17 protein-coding genes are annotated in these 19,808 nt (G+C 73.1%); 12 read left to right on the forward strand and 5 right to left on the reverse strand.

The window, feature by feature from the left end:
* Positions 1–52 precede the first annotated feature (52 nt).
* Positions 53–358 (reverse strand): DUF5955 family protein, encoded by a 306-nt coding sequence (locus ABD366_RS28375; protein WP_324768141.1) that lies wholly within the window; start codon positions 356–358, stop codon positions 53–55.
* 238 nt (positions 359–596) lie between these two features.
* On the opposite strand from ABD366_RS28375, the gene ABD366_RS28380 reads away from it, so the two are divergent.
* Both ABD366_RS28380 and aceB read left to right on the forward strand, forming a co-directional pair.
* Positions 597–1,199, forward strand: coding sequence for a nucleotidyltransferase family protein (locus tag ABD366_RS28380; RefSeq protein ID WP_324768142.1), 603 nt, complete (start codon positions 597–599; stop codon positions 1,197–1,199).
* Between the two features lie 200 nt (positions 1,200–1,399).
* On the forward strand, positions 1,400–3,022 hold the full coding sequence (gene aceB / locus ABD366_RS28385; RefSeq protein WP_324768143.1) for a malate synthase A: 1,623 nt from the start codon (positions 1,400–1,402) through the stop codon (positions 3,020–3,022).
* A 95-nt stretch (positions 3,023–3,117) separates the two neighbouring features.
* On the opposite strand, the gene ABD366_RS28390 is transcribed toward aceB, so the two are convergent.
* On the reverse strand, positions 3,118–4,023 hold the full coding sequence (locus tag ABD366_RS28390) for a HipA family kinase (RefSeq protein ID WP_324768144.1): 906 nt from the start codon (positions 4,021–4,023) through the stop codon (positions 3,118–3,120).
* 159 nt (positions 4,024–4,182) lie between these two features.
* Here ABD366_RS28390 and ABD366_RS28395 point away from each other — a divergent pair, with 159 nt between their 5' ends.
* From ABD366_RS28395 to ABD366_RS28405, 3 genes are all read left to right on the forward strand, one after another.
* Complete coding sequence (locus ABD366_RS28395; protein WP_324768145.1) at positions 4,183–5,451, forward strand: FAD-dependent monooxygenase; 1,269 nt, start codon at positions 4,183–4,185, stop codon at positions 5,449–5,451.
* Between the two features lie 86 nt (positions 5,452–5,537).
* Positions 5,538–6,836: a VWA domain-containing protein gene (locus ABD366_RS28400; RefSeq protein ID WP_324768146.1), complete on the forward strand. Its 1,299-nt coding sequence runs from the start codon at positions 5,538–5,540 to the stop codon at positions 6,834–6,836.
* Positions 6,836–7,609: a hypothetical protein gene (locus ABD366_RS28405; RefSeq protein ID WP_324768147.1), complete on the forward strand. Its 774-nt coding sequence runs from the start codon at positions 6,836–6,838 to the stop codon at positions 7,607–7,609. The genes ABD366_RS28400 and ABD366_RS28405 overlap by 1 nt, the downstream gene beginning before the upstream one ends.
* Positions 7,610–7,742: 133 nt before the next feature.
* Here ABD366_RS28405 and ABD366_RS28410 read toward each other — a convergent pair whose 3' ends face one another.
* A complete protein-coding gene (locus tag ABD366_RS28410; protein WP_324768149.1) occupies positions 7,743–8,414 on the reverse strand; it encodes a helix-turn-helix domain-containing protein in 672 nt (223 codons plus the stop codon).
* A 129-nt stretch (positions 8,415–8,543) separates the two neighbouring features.
* On the opposite strand from ABD366_RS28410, the gene ABD366_RS28415 reads away from it, so the two are divergent.
* The 3 genes from ABD366_RS28415 to ABD366_RS28425 are packed head-to-tail and all read left to right on the forward strand — an operon-like array spanning position 8,544 to position 10,921.
* Positions 8,544–9,752, forward strand: coding sequence for a pyridoxal phosphate-dependent aminotransferase (locus ABD366_RS28415; protein WP_324768150.1), 1,209 nt, complete (start codon positions 8,544–8,546; stop codon positions 9,750–9,752).
* A 31-nt stretch (positions 9,753–9,783) separates the two neighbouring features.
* Positions 9,784–10,404, forward strand: coding sequence for a cysteine peptidase family C39 domain-containing protein (locus ABD366_RS28420; RefSeq protein ID WP_324768152.1), 621 nt, complete (start codon positions 9,784–9,786; stop codon positions 10,402–10,404).
* Positions 10,405–10,462: 58 nt separating this feature from the next.
* A complete protein-coding gene (locus ABD366_RS28425) occupies positions 10,463–10,921 on the forward strand; it encodes a hypothetical protein (protein ID WP_324768153.1) in 459 nt (152 codons plus the stop codon).
* A gap of 60 nt (positions 10,922–10,981) precedes the next feature.
* Here ABD366_RS28425 and ABD366_RS28430 read toward each other — a convergent pair whose 3' ends face one another.
* Positions 10,982–12,292, reverse strand: a complete 1,311-nt coding sequence (locus ABD366_RS28430) for a hypothetical protein (RefSeq protein ID WP_324768154.1) — start codon at positions 12,290–12,292, stop codon at positions 10,982–10,984.
* The gene (locus ABD366_RS28435; protein WP_324768156.1) at positions 12,289–15,153 is read right to left on the reverse strand and encodes a DEAD/DEAH box helicase; all 2,865 of its coding nucleotides are present in this window, start codon (positions 15,151–15,153) and stop codon (positions 12,289–12,291) included. Before ABD366_RS28435 ends, ABD366_RS28430 begins: the two co-directional genes overlap by 4 nt.
* Positions 15,154–15,376: 223 nt before the next feature.
* Here ABD366_RS28435 and ABD366_RS28440 point away from each other — a divergent pair, with 223 nt between their 5' ends.
* From ABD366_RS28440 to ABD366_RS28455, 4 genes are all read left to right on the forward strand, one after another.
* Positions 15,377–15,979, forward strand: a complete 603-nt coding sequence (locus ABD366_RS28440) for a histidine phosphatase family protein (RefSeq protein ID WP_324768157.1) — start codon at positions 15,377–15,379, stop codon at positions 15,977–15,979.
* 105 nt (positions 15,980–16,084) lie between these two features.
* Complete coding sequence (locus ABD366_RS28445; RefSeq protein ID WP_324768158.1) at positions 16,085–16,744, forward strand: hypothetical protein; 660 nt, start codon at positions 16,085–16,087, stop codon at positions 16,742–16,744.
* 108 nt (positions 16,745–16,852) lie between these two features.
* On the forward strand, positions 16,853–17,275 hold the full coding sequence (locus tag ABD366_RS28450; RefSeq protein WP_324768159.1) for an acyl-CoA thioesterase: 423 nt from the start codon (positions 16,853–16,855) through the stop codon (positions 17,273–17,275).
* Between the two features lie 241 nt (positions 17,276–17,516).
* Positions 17,517–19,706, forward strand: a complete 2,190-nt coding sequence (locus ABD366_RS28455; RefSeq protein ID WP_324767006.1) for an alpha-N-acetylglucosaminidase — start codon at positions 17,517–17,519, stop codon at positions 19,704–19,706.
* Positions 19,707–19,808 lie beyond the last annotated feature (102 nt).

A 19,808-nucleotide genomic window follows, 5' to 3' on the forward strand; every position in this document is an offset into this window, starting at 1 on the left:
CGCGAGGCCGGGCGCAGCGCGAGGCCGGGCGCAGCGCGAGGCCGGGCGGCCCTCAATCCCGCCGCGCCCCCGGCCCCCCGAACAGTTCGACCGCCCTCCGTACCTGCCTGAGCGCCGGTGACAGGGCGCTCATCGAGCCGATCGCGCCCGCGACCAGCAGCAGCGAACGACGCAGCCTCGGTACTTCGGGGCAGCCGGCGACCGCCATCGCGTCGAGCGCCGCCAGTTCGTCCTCGGCGATCCCCCGGTCCGGGAACTCGGCCGGGTGGGCGGCCAGTTCCCGGCGCAACCGGGACACGGCCGTACGCAGCTCCGCCACCCGCGGATCCTCGCCGCCGCCGGTCACCGGAGCCCGCATCTGGCTCTGTCTCTGCCCCTCGCTCCGCAACACAGGTCCCCCTTGCACATCATTGTGCGCCTGTCGTACGCCTCCGGTGCAGACCCGCGCCGGGCGCTGATTGTGCGCTCAACTCAGGTTAATGGGCGCCTAGTTAACGCCACCATCCCCCTTTCACGCCAGTATGTTGCGTCAGGCAACTTCATGCACGCGGGCGCCGTCCGGACCGGCGCGGCATCCGGTGCGGTATGCAGGGGTCATGACGACCAGAGATACGGGCGATGTGGCCGGGCTGCTCCTCGCGGCGGGTGGCGGGCGGCGGCTCGGCGGGCGCCCGAAGGCCCTGCTGACACACCGGGGACGGCCCCTCGTGGAACACGCGGTACGGATGTTGCGCGAGGGGGGATGCGGACCGCTGCACGTGGTACTCGGAGCGGCGGCGGACGACGTACGGGCGAGGGCCGGTCTCAGGGAGTGCGTGATCGTGGAGAACCCCGCGTGGGAGGAGGGCATGGGCTCCTCGCTGCGGGCGGGCCTGGACTCCCTCTCCGGCACCGGCGCGTCCGCGGCGCTCGTCCTGCTGGTGGACCAGCCGGGGATCGGCGCCGCCGCGGTGGCCCGGGTCAGAGCGGCGTACCGCTCACCCGCGTCCCTGGTGGCGGCCGCGTACGACGGGGAGCGCGGGCATCCGGTGCTCTTCGGCCGCGACCACTGGGCGGGGATCGCGGCGAGCGCGGCCGGGGACCGCGGCGCCCGGGACTACCTCAAGGCACACGCGGGCTCCGTGGAGCTGGTCGAGTGCGGCGAGGTGGCCGAGGCGTACGACATCGACACGGCGGCGGACCTCCGCCACCTTGAGTGAGAGCCGTGGCACCGAGCGCCACGTTCTGTCGACTCAGAGAATCTCGACATCAACAAACGATTGAACTTCCACGATAAGGAAACTAATATCCACTGACGAGAAGGGCCGGACCCCGGAAACCGGGGCCAGCAGCCGTACCCAGGCGCCCCGGCACTCCGTGCCGCCGCGCGCCGCCGCTCGCTGAAGGAAGTGACAGCCTCATGTCCGCACCAGCGCCGTCCCCGCTGGCCATCGTCGACGCCTCTCCCCTGCCGCGGCAGGACGAGGTGCTCACCGATGCGGCCCTCGCCTTCGTGGCCGAGCTGCACCGGCTGTTCACGCCCCGGCGTGACGAGCTCCTCGCCCGCCGCGCCGAGCGCCGCGCCGAGATCGCCCGCACCTCCACGCTCGACTTCCGCCCGGAGACCGCCGCGATCCGCGCGGACGACTCCTGGAAGGTCGCCCCCGCTCCCGCCGCGCTGAACGACCGCCGCGTCGAGATCACCGGCCCCACCGACCGCAAGATGACGATCAACGCGCTGAACTCGGGCGCGAAGGTCTGGCTCGCCGACTTCGAGGACGCCTCGGCGCCGACCTGGGAGAACGTCATCGGCGGTCAGCTCAACCTGACCTCCGCCTACAACCGCTCCCTCGACTTCACCGACGAGCGCACCGGCAAGTCGTACGCCCTCAAGGACGCCGACGAGCTCGCCACCGTCGTGATGCGCCCGCGCGGCTGGCACCTGAACGAGCGCCACCTGGTCGACGAGAACGGCACGCCCGTCCCCGGCGCCCTCGTCGACTTCGGCCTCTACTTCTTCCACAACGCCCAGCGCCTCATCGAGCTCGGCAAGGGCCCGTACTTCTACCTGCCGAAGACGGAGTCGTACCTGGAGGCCCGCCTCTGGAACGACATCTTCGTCTTCGCCCAGGACCACATCGGCATCCCGCAGGGCACCGTCCGCGCCACCGTCCTCATCGAGACGATCACGGCCGCGTACGAGATGGAGGAGATCCTCTACGAACTGCGCGACCACGCCAGCGGTCTCAACGCCGGGCGCTGGGACTACCTCTTCTCCATCGTCAAGAACTTCCGTGACGGCGGCCAGAAGTTCGTCCTGCCGGACCGCAACCTCGTCACGATGACCGCCCCGTTCATGCGGGCGTACACCGAACTCCTCGTCCGCACCTGCCACAAGCGCGGCGCCCACGCGATCGGCGGCATGGCCGCCTTCATCCCGTCGCGCAAGGACGCCGAGGTCAACAAGGTGGCCTTCGAGAAGGTGAAGAACGACAAGGACCGTGAGGCCGGCGACGGTTTCGACGGCTCCTGGGTCGCGCACCCCGACCTCGTGCCGATCGCGATGGCCTCCTTCGACGCGGTCCTCGGAGACAAGCCGAACCAGAAGGAACGGCTGCGCGAGGACGTGTCCGTCGCCGCCGGTGACCTGATCGCCATCGACTCGCTCGACGCGAAGCCCACGTACGACGGTCTCGTCAACGCCGTCCAGGTCGGCATCCGCTACATCGAGGCGTGGCTGCGCGGCCTCGGCGCCGTCGCCATCTTCAACCTCATGGAGGACGCGGCCACCGCCGAGATCTCGCGCTCGCAGATCTGGCAGTGGATCAACGCGGGCGTCGTCTTCGCGAACGGCGAGAGCGCGACGGCCGACCTGGCCCGCAAGGTCGCCGCCGAGGAGCTCGAGAACATCAAGTCCGAGATCGGCGAGGATGCCTTCGCGGCCGGCAAGTGGCAGCAGGCCCACGATCTGCTGCTCCAGGTCTCCCTGGACGCGGACTACGCGGACTTCCTGACGCTCCCGGCGTACGAGCAGCTCCGCTGACCGACCCGCACCCTGAGCCCCCGGCACCGCACGGCGCCGGGGGCTTTCGCGTGCACCGTGGCCGGGTGCGGCCCGTCCGCCGAAGGACAACCCGCTCAGCCGAGATGCACGGACCAGTCCTGCTCCGCCCCGGGCCGACCGTGCAGGTCGGGCACCTGCTTCAGCCACGCCGGGCGGCCCTTCCGGGTGACGGCCGCGCGGCGCGCGTCGGCGGCCGCCAGTTCGTCGCGGGAGGGAAAGTCCGTGGGCAGCCACGTCGCCGAGGAACGGGCCCGGGCCAGCAGGTACGTGACGTACGCGTCCCGCGCCTCGTCCGGCGTCGCGAAGTCCCTCAGCCAGGCGTCCGGCACGAGGGCGAGCACCTCGCGCAGCAACTCCTCCGTCACCCGCGGAGCCAGTGCGGCGTCGGCGGCGCGCGTGTCCGGGCCGTAGCCGCCGAGCGCGTGGTGCCGGAAGTCGTAGGCCTTGTCGGGGGCGGCCCCGTCCCAGCGGTGGTGGAAGACGAGCGCCGCACCGTGGTCGATCAGCCAGAGCCGCGGCGGCGCCGTGCCGAACGTGGGCCAGACCATGAGGTTCGAACTGTGCACCGTGCGGTCGACGTTGACGGTGAGCGCGTCGAGCCAGACGATCCGCCCGGCCTCCAGCGGGTCGACCGGGAAGACCTCGGCGACCTCGGGCGTGAAGTCGGCGGCGCCCGGCAGGAAGTCCATGCCGAGGTTCAGCCCGGCGCTCGCCCGCAGCAGGTCCTGGACCTCCTGGTGCGGTTCGTCGGCGGCGACCGCCGGATCGAAGTGGGCGAGGACCAGCTCCGGGAAGCGCAGGCCGAGCCGGCGCGCCAGCTCCCCGACGACGACCTCGGCGACCAGCGCCTTCACGCCCTGCGCGGAGCCGGTGAACTTCAGGACGTACGTCCCCAGGTCGTCCGCCTCCACCACACCGGGTACGGAGCCTCCGGTGTGCAGCGGGTTCACGTAGCGGGTGGCGGTGACTTCTCTCAGCACCTCGTCAGGCTATACGGCGAGATCGGCCGGAAAGGCGCCCGTGTCCTCTTCCCCCGGCCCCCGGGTCCTCGCCCGGCGGCCCGCGCCTGCGAGGATCGTTCGCGGCTTCCGTCACGGACCGTCCCCTATCACCGACCAGAACGGAACGGACAAACAGACATGGGCAGGACAACAGCATCCGTCGCGGTCGTCGGCGGCAGCATCGCGGGGTGCGCCGCGGCGCTCGCCGCGCACCGCGGCGGCCTGCGCGACATCACGGTCTTCGAGCGCGCGACGGGGCCGCTCGGCGAGCGGGGCGTGGGGGTGACGCTGCACGACGCGCGTTACGCGGAGCTGGAGGCGTCCGGCTACGTGGACGCCGAGATGCCCTGGGTGCAGATGACGACCCGGCGCTGGTACGTGCGGGACGAGCGGGCCCAGGCACCGACCGGGCGGCTGCTGTGGTCGACCCCGTTGCCGTTCCGCACCTACAACTGGGGTCCCCTGTGGCGTGAGTTGCGGAACCGGATCCCGTCGGACGTCGATTTCCGGACCGGTTCACGCGTCCAGAAGGTGACGACGGCGCCGGACGGCGCGGGCGCCGTCGTGGACTCCGGCTCCGGCTCCGGCTCCGGCTCCGGCTCCGGCTCCGGCTCGCCCGAACGCTTCGACCTGGTGATCGGTGCGGACGGCTACCGGTCCGTGGTGCGGGCCGCGGCCTGCGGCGACGTACTCCCCTCGTACGCGGGGTACCTGGCGTGGCGCGGCGCGTTCCCCGTGGAGCGGCTCGACGCGCCGGAGCAGTGGCTGCCCCAGGACGAGGCCGCGTATGTCGTCTTCCCCGGCGGCCATCTGGTCGTGTACCGCATCCCGGATCCGGAGACCGGCGGGCACCGCGCCAACTGGATCCTCTACACCACGCCGCCGCCCGGCCACGACGCGGCGCTCTCCTCCCCCACGAGCCTGCCTCCCGGCACCGCGTCGGACGCCCTGCGGGAGCATCTGGCGTACGTGGCTGAGGAGTTGCTGCCCCCGTACTGGTCGGACCTCATCCGGGCGACCACCGCGGACGAGCTGATCCTCCAGCCCCTCTACGACTTCACGGCCGCCCGGTACACGGCGCCCGGCATGCTGCTGGTGGGTGACGCGGCGACCGTGGCCCGGCCGCACACCGGAGCGGGCGCGGTGAAGGCGCTCCAGGACGCGACGGTCCTGGAATCCGCCCTGGCCTCGGCGTCCACCCTGTCCGGGGCCCTGAGCGCGTACGACGCGGACCGCGCCCCTGCGGGCCGCGCGATGGTCGCTCTCGGCCGCAGCATGGGGCGGGCGATGGTGACCCGGACCCCGGACTGGAGCGCGCTCGACGCCACCGGTCTCGAAGCCTGGTGGACGGGGATGGACAAGAGGGGTTCGTTCGGAGGCCGGGAGTTGGCGCGCGAGCCGAAGTAGAGGACCCAGGCGGGGAATCGGCCCGGGGAGACCGAGACGGGGGCCTCGTTTTGGCGTGTCCCCGTCTTGATCCATAAGATCCGCCGATGATCACTAGACAACGGCTGGCGGCGGGCGCGGGCGCCCTGCTCGCCGCCCTGGCCCTGGGCGGCCTCGCCCCGGCCGGTATCGCGGCGGCGGCCGACGAGCCCGCCGGGGACGCGCCCGCCCCCAAGGTCGAACTCGTCCTGGACGTCAGCGGGTCCATGCGCGCCCGCGACATCGACGGCGACTCCCGGATGGCCGCGGCCAAGCAGGCGTTCAACGAAGTGCTGGACGCGACGCCCGAGGAGGTCCAGCTCGGCATACGCACGCTGGGCGCCGACTACCCGGGCGAGGACCGCAAGACGGGCTGCAAGGACACCGCACAGCTCTACCCCGTCGGCCCGTTGGACCGCACCGACGCGAAGACCGCCGTCGCGACGCTGAGCCCCACCGGCTGGACCCCGATCGGCCCGGCCCTGCTGAAGGCCGCCGACGACCTGGACAAGGGCGAGGCCGGCGGCACCCGCCGCATCGTCCTCATCAGCGACGGCGAGGACACCTGCCAGCCGCTCGACCCGTGCGAGGTCGCGCGCGAGATCGCCGCCAAGGGCATCGGCCTCACCATCGACACGCTCGGCCTGGTGGCCGACGCCAAGACCCGCGCTCAGCTCTCCTGCATCGCCGACGCCACCGGGGGGACGTACACCTCGGTCCGGCACAAGGACGAACTGACCGACCGTGTGGGCCAGTTGGTGGACCGGGCGGCCGACCCCGTGGTCACGCCCGTCGCCGTCGAGGGCGCCGCGCAGTGCGCGGACGCGCCCGAGCTGAAGTCCGGCCTCTACACGGACCGCGAGAAGTTCGGTGAGCACCGCTACTACCGCGTGAACGTCGAGCCGGGCAAGGAGCTGCGCGCCTCGGTGAGCGTCGCGGCCGACCGGGCCGTCGACCGCGACTACGGCGTGCTGCTGCGCGCGGTCACGACGCACGGCCGGGAGATCGTACGCGGCCAGGAGTCCGGCGACGGACGCACCGATGTCATCTCTACAGGGCTGCGCTACCCGAAGTCCGAGCAGGACTCCTCCGACGACTCCGATGAGGCCGGGGCCCAGGCGGAGACGGTCTGCCTCCAGGTCTCGAACTCCTACTCCGCGCCCGACTCCGTGAAGACGACCCCGGGTCTGCCGGTCGAGCTGGCCGTCGACGTGGTGGACGGTCCCGACGAGGCGTCCGACGTGGCCGCGTTCGGTCTGGGCCACGGCTGGTGGCTGCTGGCCGCGCTCGTCGTGGTCGGATTCCTCGCGGGTGTGCTGTGGGGCTGGGTCTCGCGCTGGCGTGTCGCCGTATGGAGGACCAACTGATGCGACGTACAAGGCTGTTCTTCACGGGGCTGCTGCTGGCCTGCACGTCCCTGACGATGTTCACGGGGGCCGCGATCGCCGCCGGTGACGACGGCGACGGTGACGACGGGGCCAAGAAGGCGCCGACCGAGGCGGGCACGTCGTTCCGTACGGCCACCTCGATCACGCAGGAGCAGAAGGCCACGGCGAGCGCGTCCACCGGCGACTACCTGTACTGGTCGTTCCCGGCCGACTCGGGGCAGCGGCCGACGGTGAAGGCGACCGTCGACCTGCCCGACGCGCAGACCCGGCACAGCGGGCAGACCTGGCGGATCGACGTGTACGACGGGCTGCGCCGCCGCCAGGCCTGCACGTACGGGACGCAGGCCCGCACGGTGGCCGCCGATGCCGCGCGCGTCGACCTCGCGTGCACGCTGCGTACGGTGCGGGCCTGGTCCGAGCCGTGGGCGAACGATCCGCTGCCCGGCACGTACTACGTGCGTCTCACGGTGACCGGGCTCGCCGACAGCGATCTCGGGCTGCCCGTGTCGACGTCCGTCGAGGCCGTTTCGGAGGAGGTGGGCGGTGCGGCGGCGGTGGACGGTTCGCTGTCGACGCCGCTGGTGCCGGGGTCGACCGGTGCGGCCGACGACCATGACTGGGCCTCCGGCTGGTGGACCAGTCGGTGGCTGTGGACCGGTGCGGGTGCGGTGCTCGCGGCTCTCGCCGGTATCGGCGGCTACGCCCTGACCCGGGGCACGGGCCGCCCCACGCGGGTCCCGCCCGCCGTGTAGCGCCACCGGGTGCGCCCCGTCCCGCCAGGGGCGCGGGGAACTGCGCGACCGGCCACGACGGCGGCGCACCCGTGATCATGATCTCGACCCCTGCGGCGCGCGGGCCACGGGGCTCCGCCCCGGACCCCGCTCCTCAATCGCCGGAGGGGCTGAAATCAGCCGCGCCCGGCGCAGACGCGCGCAACGCTTTCGCCAGCGGGGCGACCCCGGTGACCTCGACCCGCCCCTGACCGACCGCCTCGGCCAACCCGACCTCCCCCCGCGCAACCTCCCCGCTCACCTCCGCACCAAGCACCACCCGCGCATCAGGCTCACCCCCCTCGTACCGGCCCTCGCCGTACCCGGAGCCGGGTTCCTCCCCCACGCGCACGTGGAACTCACCCTCGTCCACCCGGACTTCGACCACCCCGGACTCCCCGAGCCCGCCCAGTTCGCGCAGCAAGGGCAGGGCCAGCCAGTGCGCCCGCACCGCGTCCGTGGCCCGCCGCTCCCCCAGCTCGGCCGCACCCCACTCCCCGAGGGCCAGCAGTACGGGCAGCAACTGCCGTCCGCGCGGCGTGAGTTCGTAGACGTACACGGAAGCCGGGGCGGCGAGTCTGCGGCGCGTGGCGAGTCCGTCGCGCTCCATGTCCTTCAGGCGCGTGGCCAGCATGTCCGTGCTGACACCGGGCAGGTCGGCGTGCAGATCGGTGTAGCGGCGCGGCCCCGCGAGGAGCTCCCGGACGATCAGGAGCGTCCAGCGGTCGCCGACGGCGTCGAGGGCGCGGGCGGCGGCGCAGTACTGGTCGTAACTTCGGCGTGGCATGGCTCGCAGTCTATGCAACTTGTTGGACTTTCCAAGCTCGAGCTTGGTAAAACCAAGTAAGTCACGCACAGACACCTGGTCAACAGACACCTGGTCCACAGACACCTGGTCCGCCTGGAGGGCACGCGCATGGAGTTCCGGCAGTCGAGCAAGCTGAGCGAGGTCTGCTACGAGATCCGCGGCCCGGTGATCGAGCACGCGAACGCGCTGGAGGAGGCCGGCCACAGCGTGCTGCGCCTGAACACGGGCAACCCGGCTCTGTTCGGCTTCGAGGCGCCCGAGGAGATCGTCCAGGACATGATCCGGATGCTCCCGCAGGCGCACGGCTACACCGACTCGCGCGGCATCCTCTCGGCCCGGCGCGCGGTCGCCCAGCGCTACCAGGGTCTCGGCCTGGACGTCGGCGTCGACGACGTCTTCCTCGGCAACGGCGTCTCCGAACTGGTGACGATGGCCGTACAGGCGCTCCTGGAGGACGGCGACGAAGTCCTCATCCCCGCCCCCGACTTCCCCCTGTGGACAGCGGTCACCACGCTCTCCGGCGGCAAGGCCGTGCACTACCTCTGCGACGAGCAGTCGGACTGGTATCCGGACCTGGACGACATGGCCGCCAAGATCACGGACCGCACCAAGGCCGTCGTGATCATCAACCCGAACAATCCCACCGGCGCCGTCTATCCGAAGGAGATCGTCGAGGGCATCCTCGACCTCGCCCGCCGGCACGGCCTGATGGTGTTCGCCGACGAGATCTACGACCAGATCCTCTATGACGACGCGGTCCACCACAGCGCCGCCGCTCTCGCCCCCGACCTCGTGGTCCTCACGTTCTGCGGCCTCTCCAAGACGTACCGCGTCGCGGGCTTCCGCTCCGGCTGGCTGGTCGTGACGGGCCCGCAGCAGCACGCGAAGAGCTACCTGGAGGGCCTGACGATGCTCGCCTCCATGCGACTGTGCCCGAACGCGCCCGCGCAGTACGCCATCCAGGCCGCGCTCGGCGGCCGCCAGTCGATCCGTGAACTCACCGTGCCCGGCGGCCGGTTGCACGAGCAGCGCGACAAGGCGTGGGAGAAGCTGAACGAGATCCCCGGCGTCAGCTGCGTCAAACCGAAGGGCGCCCTGTACGCCTTCCCCCGGCTCGACCCCAAGGTCCACAAGATCGTCGACGACGAGAAGTTCGTCCTGGACCTGCTGCTGCGCGAGAAGATCCAGGTGGTCCAGGGCACCGGCTTCAACTGGCCCCGGCCCGACCACTTCCGCATCCTCACCCTCCCGTACGCTGACGATCTCGACGCCGCGATCAGCCGTATCGGCCGCTTCCTGAGCGGCTACCGCCAGTGATCCGGCGCTCGCCGGACCGACGGGAGAACCAGTGACACCCTGCACCTCGTGCGCGTATCCCGGTCACACCCAGTTCGCCTCGCCGGACCTCGTCGGCGCGATCGTCTCGGGCCGGTTCGACCGGGCGCAGGACCCCGCGTGGCGGGAGTCGGGGGCGACGACGGTGGAGGACTACGCGCGCTGGTGCGGGCACCTGTGCGGCGCGACGTGCCTGCGCATGGCGCTCGGCCCGGCGGCCCCCTCGCTCTTCGACCTCCGCGACGGAGCACTGAAGTTCGGCGCGTACACGGTGGACGCCGGCGGTGAGATCCACGGAATGATCTACGCGCCGGCCGCCGCGTACCTCCAGGCGGTGCACGGCGTCGAGGCGCGGGTGCACCGCGAGCTGACGCCGGACGGGATCGGTGAACTGCTCGACGCCGGGCGGCTCGTCATCGCCTCCGTCCACTACGCGATCCGCCGCCCCCATGAGCCCTCGCCCGGCCGCGGCGGCCACCTCGTCCTGATCACGGCCCGCACGCCGGACGGGACGGGCTTCCACTTCCACAACCCCTCGGGCACGGACCGGGCGACGCGTACGGCCGACCTGCCGGTGGAGCGGTTCGAGGAGTACTTCGCGGGCCGGGGCATGTCGCTGAACCCGAGGGCGTAATCTGCCCGTTCGGCCGACGCTCGTACGGCGCAGCGCGCATCTTGGGGAGTTCGGAACATTGGACGCGGCACTCATAGCGGTGCTCGGCACCCTGCTGGGCTCGGTCGTCACGCACTATTTCCAGGGCCGGGCGACGGTCCGCGGCGCCGAGCTGGCCCGGGCGGAGCAGCTCCGCCAGGAACGCATCGCGAGTTACAGCGGGTTCGCAAGCGCCCTCTTCGACTACCGGCGCAGTCAGAACGACCGCTGGTTCCGCGCTCAGGAGCAGCCAGGAGCCCCCGTCGCGGAGGCGGCGCGCTTCGCCTCCTACGAGGCCCGCATCGCGGCACGTCAGGCGCTGGCGCTGGTGCAACTGGTGTGTGACGTACCGAGGTTGCGGCAGCTCGCCGAGACGGCCTTCGAGCTGGCGAACTGCCTGCACGAGGCCACCGACGAGGAGGACCGCGACCGGCGCTCGCAGCGCTGCAAGGACGCGCTGACCGCGTTCGTGGAGGCCGCGGCACCGAGCGTCCAGTAGGGCCGGAACCTTCGGCGTGCGGGAGTCGCGCCGTGTTCGGCGCGTCCCGGCAGCCGGGCGTCAGACCCCGCCGAGCAGGGAGTCCAGGGCCGATACGGCGTCGGGACGCGGCTCGCCTCTGGGCCACCAGTCCTCGCGGCCCGGGTCCGACTCGTACCCGTACCACAACCCGTCGCGGCCGAGCCGGAGTTGGACGGACACCGTCGACAGGTGGTTGCGGCGGGGGCGGAACTCCGGGTGGCCCGTGGCGAGCAGAGCGGGGCGGGCGCGGTCGAAGGGGCCCGCGGGCGGGTCCCACTCCTCCTCCAGGACGGACAGTCCGGCGAGCCCGCCCTGGCGCCAGGCCGCGACCGCGCGGGCGAGATCGACCGGGGTGCGGCCGGTGCCGCGGGAGAGCGAGGCGTACAGCGCGCGGGTGGCGGCGGTGAGGCCCGACCCGGGATGGGCGGCGGCCAGGCGGACCGCGTCCTGCCAGGGGGTGAGACCCGCGAGGGGGTCCGCTCCCGTGGTCAGCAGGGCGTGCGCGCGGGCGCCGGCCTCCGAGGCCAGCAGATCGAGCGCGAGCGGGTCGGGGGCGCCGGGGGCCTGCGGGTAGGACGGCGGGCGCTCGGGGTGGGCCGGCGCGGGGAACTCCGGCGGCAGCTGCGGCAGTTGCTCCGCCCGGGCGAACGCGTCCCGCGCGGGGACCGAGTCGAGGGACGGAGCCTCGGCCGCGGAGCGCTCCTGCGCCGAGTGCGCGGCGTTGCGCCGCGTGAGGTCGGCGAGCAGCTCCTGCTCGCCGCGGCCGCGCAGCAGGAACAGGACGAACGGATCCTCGTCGACGAGCCGCGCCGTCTGGTAGCAGAGCGCCGCCGCGTGCTTGCAGGGCTCGGCGCGGTCCGGGCAGCTGCACCCGGGGATCAGGTCGTCGACGGCGGGCAGCAGGTCGACGGCGGCGGCGAGCGCGTGCGGCACGTCCTTGTCGAGCAGGGACGCCATGTGGTCGGGGCGGGCCGCGGCCGTCTCCACGAAGCGGGTCCACTCGTCGTCCGACAGGGTGCGCAGGCGCAGTTCGGCCCGGTACGGGCGGGGCCGTGAGCCGTGCACGTAGGCGATGACGCGGCCCGGGGTGACCGTGATCGCGTCGACATGACCGCGGTCGGCGTAGGCGCGGCCGCGCGCGAGACGGGCCGGGTCGAGGGCGGTGTCCGCCAGGGCGTCCACCCAGGCGTTCCCCCACCAGGTCAGGGCCGCGCCGTCACCAGGCTGGGCGCGCGGCGGCAGCGGCGGGAACGTGCGGCGCGTGTCCGTGTGCCGGGCCTGGGCCTGCTCGGCGGCGCCGGCCCGGCCGGGGATGTGGGCGGCGTGCCGTCCGGTACGGGCAGGGCTCATGCCGACTCCCTCCGCAGCGAGACCAGGTCCGTCAGCTCCCGGTCGGTCAGTTCGGTGAGGGCCGCCTCGCCGGAGCCGAGCACCGCGTCGGCCAGCGCCCGCTTGGCGGCGAGCAGTTCGGCGATCTTGTCCTCGACCGTCCCCTCGGTGATGAGGCGGTGCACCTGGACGGGCTGGGTCTGTCCGATGCGGTACGCGCGGTCCGTGGCCTGCTCCTCGACCGCCGGGTTCCACCAGCGGTCGAAGTGCACGACGTGGCCCGCGCGCGTGAGGTTGAGCCCGGTGCCCGCGGCCTTCAGCGACAGCAGGAACACGGGGGCCTCGCCGGCCTGGAAGCGGTCCACCATGCGCTCGCGCTCGGCGACCGGAGTGCCGCCGTGCAGCAGTTGCGTGGGGATCGAGCGGGTGGCCAGGTGGGTGGCGAGGAGCCTGGCCATGGACACGTACTGGGTGAAAACAAGGACCGATCCGCCGGAGCCGTCCTCGGCGACGATCGTGTCCAACAGCTCGTCGAGCAGCGCGAGTTTGCCCGAGCGGCCCGCGAGGCGGGCGCGGCCGCCGTCGCTCTCGCCCTCTTTCAGGTACTGCGCGGGGTGGTTGCAGATCTGCTTGAGGGAGGTGAGCAGCTTCATGATGAGGCCGCGGCGGCCGATGCCCTCGGCGGCCTCGATGTTCGCCATGGACTCGCGCACCACGGCCTCGTACAGCGACGCCTGCTCCCTGGTGAGGGGCGCCGGGTGGTCGGACTCGGTCTTCGGCGGCAGCTCGGGCACGATGCCCGGATCGGACTTCTTGCGACGCAGGATGAACGGGCGGACAAGGCGGGAGAGGCGCTCGATCGCCTCGGGGTTCTCCAGCGGGCCCTCGCCCTCCACCGCGCGCGCGTGCCGGGCGCGGAACGCCTTGAGCGGGCCCAGCAGGCCCGGTGTCGTCCAGTCGAGCAGGGCCCACAGCTCGGACAGGTTGTTCTCGACGGGGGTGCCGGTGAGCGCCACGCGCGCAGGGGCGTCGATCAGACGCAGGGCCTTCGCCGTCGCCGAGTTCGGGTTCTTCACGTGCTGCGCCTCGTCGGCGACGACCATGCCCCAGGTATGGCCCGCGAGTTCACCGGCGCGGCTGCGCAGGGTGCCGTACGTGGTGAGGACGAAACCGCCGCCCAGTCCGTCCAGGGTGCGGTCGGTGCCGTGGAAGCGGCGCACGGGGACGCCGGGGGCGAACCGGTTGATCTCCCGCTGCCAGTTGCCGAGCAGGGAGGCGGGGCAGACGACCAGGGTGGGCGCCGTCCGGTCCCTGCGCAGGTGCAGGGCGATGAGGGTGACCGTCTTGCCGAGGCCCATGTCGTCGGCGAGGCAGCCGCCGAGTCCGAGCGAGGTCATGAGGTCGAGCCAGGCCAGACCGCGCAGCTGGTAGTCGCGGAGCGTCGCGTGCAGGCCCGCCGGCTGCTCGACGGTGTCGATGCCGCGGGTGAGCCTGGACCGCAGCTCGGCGAGACGACCGGTGGGCACGGCCTCGACCCGCTCCCCGTCCACGTCGGCCTCGCCGGTGAGCGCGACGGCCAGCGCGTCGACGGGCTCGAGGAGTCCCAGCTCCCGCTTGCGTGCCTTGCGCACGAGGTCGGGGTCGACGACGACCCACTGGTCGCGCAGCCGGACCACCGCACGGTGCGACTCGGCCAGCTGGTCCATCTCGTGCTCGGTGAGCGGATCCCCGTCGAGCGCCAGCTGCCAGTTGAACGCGAGCAGTTCGTCGCTGTCGAAGAAGGTCGTGCCGTCGGTGGCCGAGCCGGGCGCGGCCTGCGCGCGCACCACGGCCGTCGCGGTGAGCGAGCGGGCCAGCTCGCGCGGCCAGTGCACGCTGACCCCGGCCTCGGCGAGCCGGGCCGCGCCCGGCCCGAGCAGATCGATCAGCTCGCTCTCGGCGAGGGGGAGCACGTCCGGCACGTCCTGCTCCAGGAGGCGGCCGAGGGGCGGCCAGGCGGCGACGGCGCGGCGCACGGCGAGGATCGCGTCGATCCGGGCGCGCGGCCCGAAGTGGTCCGCGGCCCCTTCGATGGAGCCTGCCCACAGGTGCCCGGCGTCCACCACGCGTGTGGGGTCGGCGAGGCTGTGCACCTGGACGACGGCGGCTCCGGCGCGGCGCGCCCCCGGGTCGTCCGGCGACTCGCTCTCCTCCGCCGCGTCGAACAGCAGGCCGTGGGAGAGATCGAGGCGCAGCGACACCCGCACGCCCGTGTCGAGCCCGGCCGCCGCCTCGACGGCCCAGGGCCGCGCGTGCGGAATGTGCTGGGGAGCGACGGCCGCGAAGGGGGCGCCCGCCGCGTGCGCCGCCGCCGGGGTGCGGGGCAGCGCGTCCGCGACCGCGTCGAGGAAGGCGCGGACCAGGGCCTCCGGCTCGGGCAGCTGGACGGGCCTGCGGCCGGGCACCGGTGTCGCGTACCCCTGTACGGGCATGGCCGCGGCGATGGCCTGGAGCTGCGCCACGTCGTCCGCGTCCAACGGGCCTGCCCGCCACGCGTCGTGGTCGGAGGCGGTGAGCCCGGGCAGCAGCCGGCCGCGCGCGAGGAGATGCAGGGCGTGCGCGGCAGCCGCTCCCCAGGCGGCCGCCGCGGGGTGGGCGCCCCGGGTGCGGCGGGCCCGCACGAGCAGCGGCAGCGCGTCGACGACCGGCAGCACGAGCGCGGGCACCTCGCGGCTGCGCACCCCCGAGCCGTGCGGCCGCACGACCGTGATCTCCTCGTCGGCGCCCGGGAAACCCGCTCCGTCCGGGGACCAGAACGCGACTTTCCCCTCGCGCGGCAGGGCGGCGGGCAGGAAGACGGCGGCAGCGCCGAGGGCGACACCGGGCAACTCCGGCACGGCCACGCCACCTCCCCTCCGCGCTCATCCAGCTCGTACGTTGTCGGACCTCTAGACCTTACGGGCCGGGTCCGACAATCCATGGTCCGCGGGCTGCCGCACGGGCCCGTGGCCTGCTCCGGCGCAGGTCGGCGGGGCCGCGATCCGGGTCCCCGTGTACCGTTCGTTCAACAATGTCCGCGTCCCGAACCGACCCCAGAACAGGCGTGAACCGTGGGTGATCTGAACCGTGGGTGATCTGCTCCTCGTCCGGCACGGTGAGACCGAGTGGGCGCTGACCGGTCAGCACACCGGCCTCACCGACATCCCGCTGACCGAGAACGGCCGCGAAGAGGCCCGCCGGGTCGCGCCGCTCGTCGGCAGCTACCACGTCGGGGCCGTCTTCGTGAGCCCTCTGGGCCGGGCCCGCGAGACCGCCGAGCTGGCCGGCCTGCACCGCTACACCGTCGACCCCGACCTGCGGGAATGGGATTACGGCGCCTACGAAGGCGTGACCACGCGGGACATCCAGCGCACCCGTCCCGACTGGTACCTCTTCGACGACGGGGTGCCGCCGGGGCCGCCCGAGCACCCGGGCGAGACCCCGGAAGAGGTGGGGACGCGCGCCGACCGCATGCTCTCCAAGGTGGACGCGGCGCTCGCCAACAACGAGGGCAGCGTGGTGCTGGTCTCGCACAGTCACTTCCTGCGGGTCCTGACCGCGCGGCGCCTGGGTCTGCCCCCGTCGGGCGGCTCGCACTTCCTGCTGGCGACCGGCACGGTGAGCCGGCTGAGCACGGAACACGGCCGCCCGGTGGTCTCCGGCTGGAACCTGCGCCCGCCGAGCGACTGACCCGACCGGTCCGGCCGTCCGCCCAACCCCCGCCCGGGTCTCGTTCCCGCCGGTCAGGGCGCGCTGTCAGTGGCGTCGTGCACCATCGTCGGCAGGAGGTGCGCCATGACCCGACCACCGACCGCCGCGCAGCGGCGCATCATCGACGCCGCCGATCCGCGGACGGGCCGGATCAGCGGCAGCGCGGCACAGCTGACTCGGCTCGTCGTGCTGAAGCTGGCGTTCCGCCATCCGCGGCCGCCGCACGACCACTTCCTCACCCCGGCCGGGCACCGGCTCCGCGAGGCCGGACCGGAACCCGACGGGCCCGCCACCCCGCCCGCGGAGTCCCCCGCCGCCACGCCCCCGCAGGCCGCGTCCGACGGTGTGTTCACGGCGCGGCTCGGCGGCGAGCCGGGCACCGTGGCGTCACCGGCCCGCGCGCGGGAGGTGCGCACGGCCTGGCAGGGGCTCCTGGAGATACGCCGCATGACCTCCCCGGGCGGCGCCACCGACCGGCCCTGCGCCTGGGAGCGCAGCCGCCTCACACACGCGGCGGCGCTCGCCCTGGAGGCGGCGGGCTGCCTGCCCGCGAGCGGCGACACGACCCCCGGCTACCGCGTGAGCGACACCCCGCAGCCCGAGGCCGTCGCCGTGCACCACCCGGACCCGGCCGGCCTCGCGGCCTGCGCGGCGGCGCTCCAGCAGGCCGGATGGCAGGTCAGCGAGCATGCGGCGGCACGCGGCGGCGGCCGGTACCTGCTGGCTTCGCCGAGACGGGCGTAACACCGGCACAGCACGGCAAGGCACGGGCGCAGACACGCGCAGCACCACCGTGCACGGGCCCCACACCTCCGTAGGGGAACCATCCGATCGAGCACCGAGAGGAACGTCGTGACAGAGCCCTTTTCCGTCCGGATCGAGGTCCGTGGGTACGAGACCGACTCGCAGGGGCACCTCAACCAGGCGGTGTATCTGCAGTACGCCGAGCACGCGCGCTGGTCGATCCTGCGCCACAGCGGCATAGAGCAGAGCGGGCTGCTGGACCGCGGGGTCGGCCCGGTGGCCCTGGAGACGAACATCCGCTACCTGCGGGAGCTGCGCGCGGGCGACCAGGTGGACGTGGACTGTGTCTTCGAGTGGGGCGAGGGCAAGACGTTCCGCATCTTGCAGACGGTGAAGAAGGCCGACGGCACCGTGTCGGCCGAAGTGGCCTCGGTGGGCGGCCTGTTGGACCTCGCCGAGCGCAGACTCGTCAGAGACCCCGGCGAGGTCTTCAAGGCGCTGGCGACGGACCCGGGCGCCCTCGGCCTGTAGGGACCGGGCATCCGGGCCCGACGCGGGGTGCGGGTTCCGTGCGCTGTCGGAGTGGCGCCGAAGCGTTCGTGGACGGCCGGCGCCCGAAGCCCCGAAGCCCCGAAGCCCCCGGATGGAGGCCGATGCCCCGCCACCCGACCCCACGCACCCCCACCCCACCGCACCCGCCGTTCATGTGGGCCACCCCGCTCCGTCCGCGCGGCGTCATGCACGGCGCCGCGCGGACGGGTATGCACTCACCATGCCCCTGGCCCGTCGTACGTTCCTGACCGCGCTCACCGGATCGGCCCTGGTGTCGTGCGCGGACGCCTCCGCCGACCGGGAGGATGCCATGCCCTACGCTCCGCACGCCGCGGCGGCCGCCGCGCACCGCCTGCTCGGCCGCCACGCGGATCAGCTCGCCTTCCACCCGCTGCCGGGTGCCCGCGACAGCTTCCGCGTGGACGGGCAGCCCGGCCGCATCCGGATCGCGGGCACCTCTCCCGCGGTCCAGCTCGCCGGACTGCGCCAGTACTTGAAGCAGGTCGTGCACGCCAACATCTCCTGGGCGGGTGAACAGCTGAACCTCCCCGACCGGCTGCCCGCGCCGCCGCACCCGCTGACCGGCCGTGCGAACGTGCCGCACCGCTTCGTCCTCAACGACACCAACGACGGCTACACGGGCGCGTACCACGACTGGTCGTACTGGGAGCGGGAGCTGGACGTGCTCGCCCTGCACGGCTTCAACGAGGTGCTCGTGTACGCCGGCGCGGACGCGCTGTACCACCGGGTGCTGACCCGGTTCGGTTACGGGGAGGCGGAGCTGCGGGAGTGGATCCCCTCCCCCGCCCACCAGCCGTGGTGGCTGCTGCAGAACATGGCGGGTCCGGCCGGCGGCCCCGTGTCGCGGGGGCTGCTCGCGCAGCGGGCCCGCCTCGGCCGGCGGATCGCCACGCGGGTACGGGAGCTGGGGATGAAGCCGGTGCTGCCCGGCTACTACGGCACGGTGCCGCCCGGGTTCGCCGACCGCAATCCCGGGGCGCACGTGGTGACGCAGGGCGACTGGTACGGGTACCGGCGGCCGGACTGGCTGGATCCGCGCGGCCCGCACTTCGCGCGGGTGGCGGCCGAGTTCTACCGCACTCAGAAGGCGATGTTCGGCCCGGCGGAGCTGTTCAAGATGGATCTGCTGCACGAGGGCGGCAAGCCCGGTGACGTGCCGGTCCCCGACGCGGCGCGCGGCGTCGAGAAGGCCCTGCGCACGGCGCACCCGGAGGCCCTCTGGGTGATCCTGGGCTGGCGCCGCAATCCGCCGAAGGCGATCGTGGACGCCGTCGACAAGAGCCGCATGCTCGTCGTCGACGGCATCTCCGACCACTACCCGACGGTGACGGACCGTGACGCGGACTGGGACGGCACCCCGTACGCGTTCGGCTCCATCTGGAACTTCGGCGGCCATACGACGCTCGGCGCCAACACCCGCGACTGGGCGGAGCTGTACGAGCGGTGGCGTACGCGGGCGGGGGGCGCCCTGCGCGGCACGGCCCTGCTGCCCGAGGCCGCCGACAACAACCCGGCGGCGTTCGGCCTGTTCTCCGAACTGGCATGGCGCGAGGGCGAGTTGGACCTGCCGGGCTGGTTCGAGCAGTGGTCCGTGGCCCGGTACGGCGCGCGTGACTCCGAGGCCGTCGCGGCCTGGGACGTACTGCGTCGCACCGCGTACGGCACGACCCGCGCCGACGGCTGGGGCGAGGGCGCCGACGGCCTGTTCGGGGCGCGGCCCTCCCTCACGGCGCGGTCCGCCGCGACCTGGTCACCGAAGCAACTGCGCTACGACCCGGCCGAGTTCGAGAAGGCGCTCGGCCATCTGCTGGCCGTACGCCCGGAGCTGCGGGACTCCTCCGCGTACCGCCGGGATCTCCTCGACGTGGCACGCCAGGCGCTCTCGAACCGAAGCCGTACTCTGCTGCCCCGGATCAAGGATGTGTACGAGTCCGGGGACGCGGCCGGCCTGGAGCGGCTCAGCGGCGACTGGCTCGGCCTGATGGACCTTCTGGAGCGGCTGCTCGCCACGGACGCCCGGCATCTGCTGGGGAAGTGGGTCGCGGACGCACGCGCCTGGGGTGCGAGCGACGAGGAGCGCGACCGCCTCGCGTACGACCAGTTGTCGCTGGTGACGTCGTGGGGGACGCGGGCGGGCGCCGAGGCGGGGCTGCACGACTACGCCAACCGGGAGTGGGCCGGGCTCGTCGGCGGCCTCTATCGCAAGCGCTGGGTAGCGTACTTCGCGGAGTTGCGCACCGCCCTCGACGAGGGGCGCCCGCCGCATGCGACCGACTGGTTCGCCCTCGAGGACGCCTGGGTGCGCGATCCGGGCGAGCTGCGGACCCGGCCGAGCGGGGACACGTACGAAGTCGCCGTTCAGGTGCACGAACGTCTGCGCGGAGCCTGAGCCGCCCGGGAAGCGAGCGCCCAATGCTGGCTTGACGGGTATACGTCATCCGCAATCTCTGGTAGGAAACCTTCCTAACAGTCGACTGTGCGACCTCACCGT

Source organism: Streptomyces kunmingensis (assembly GCF_039533535.1).
Lineage (GTDB): Bacteria > Actinomycetota > Actinomycetes > Streptomycetales > Streptomycetaceae > Streptomyces > Streptomyces kunmingensis.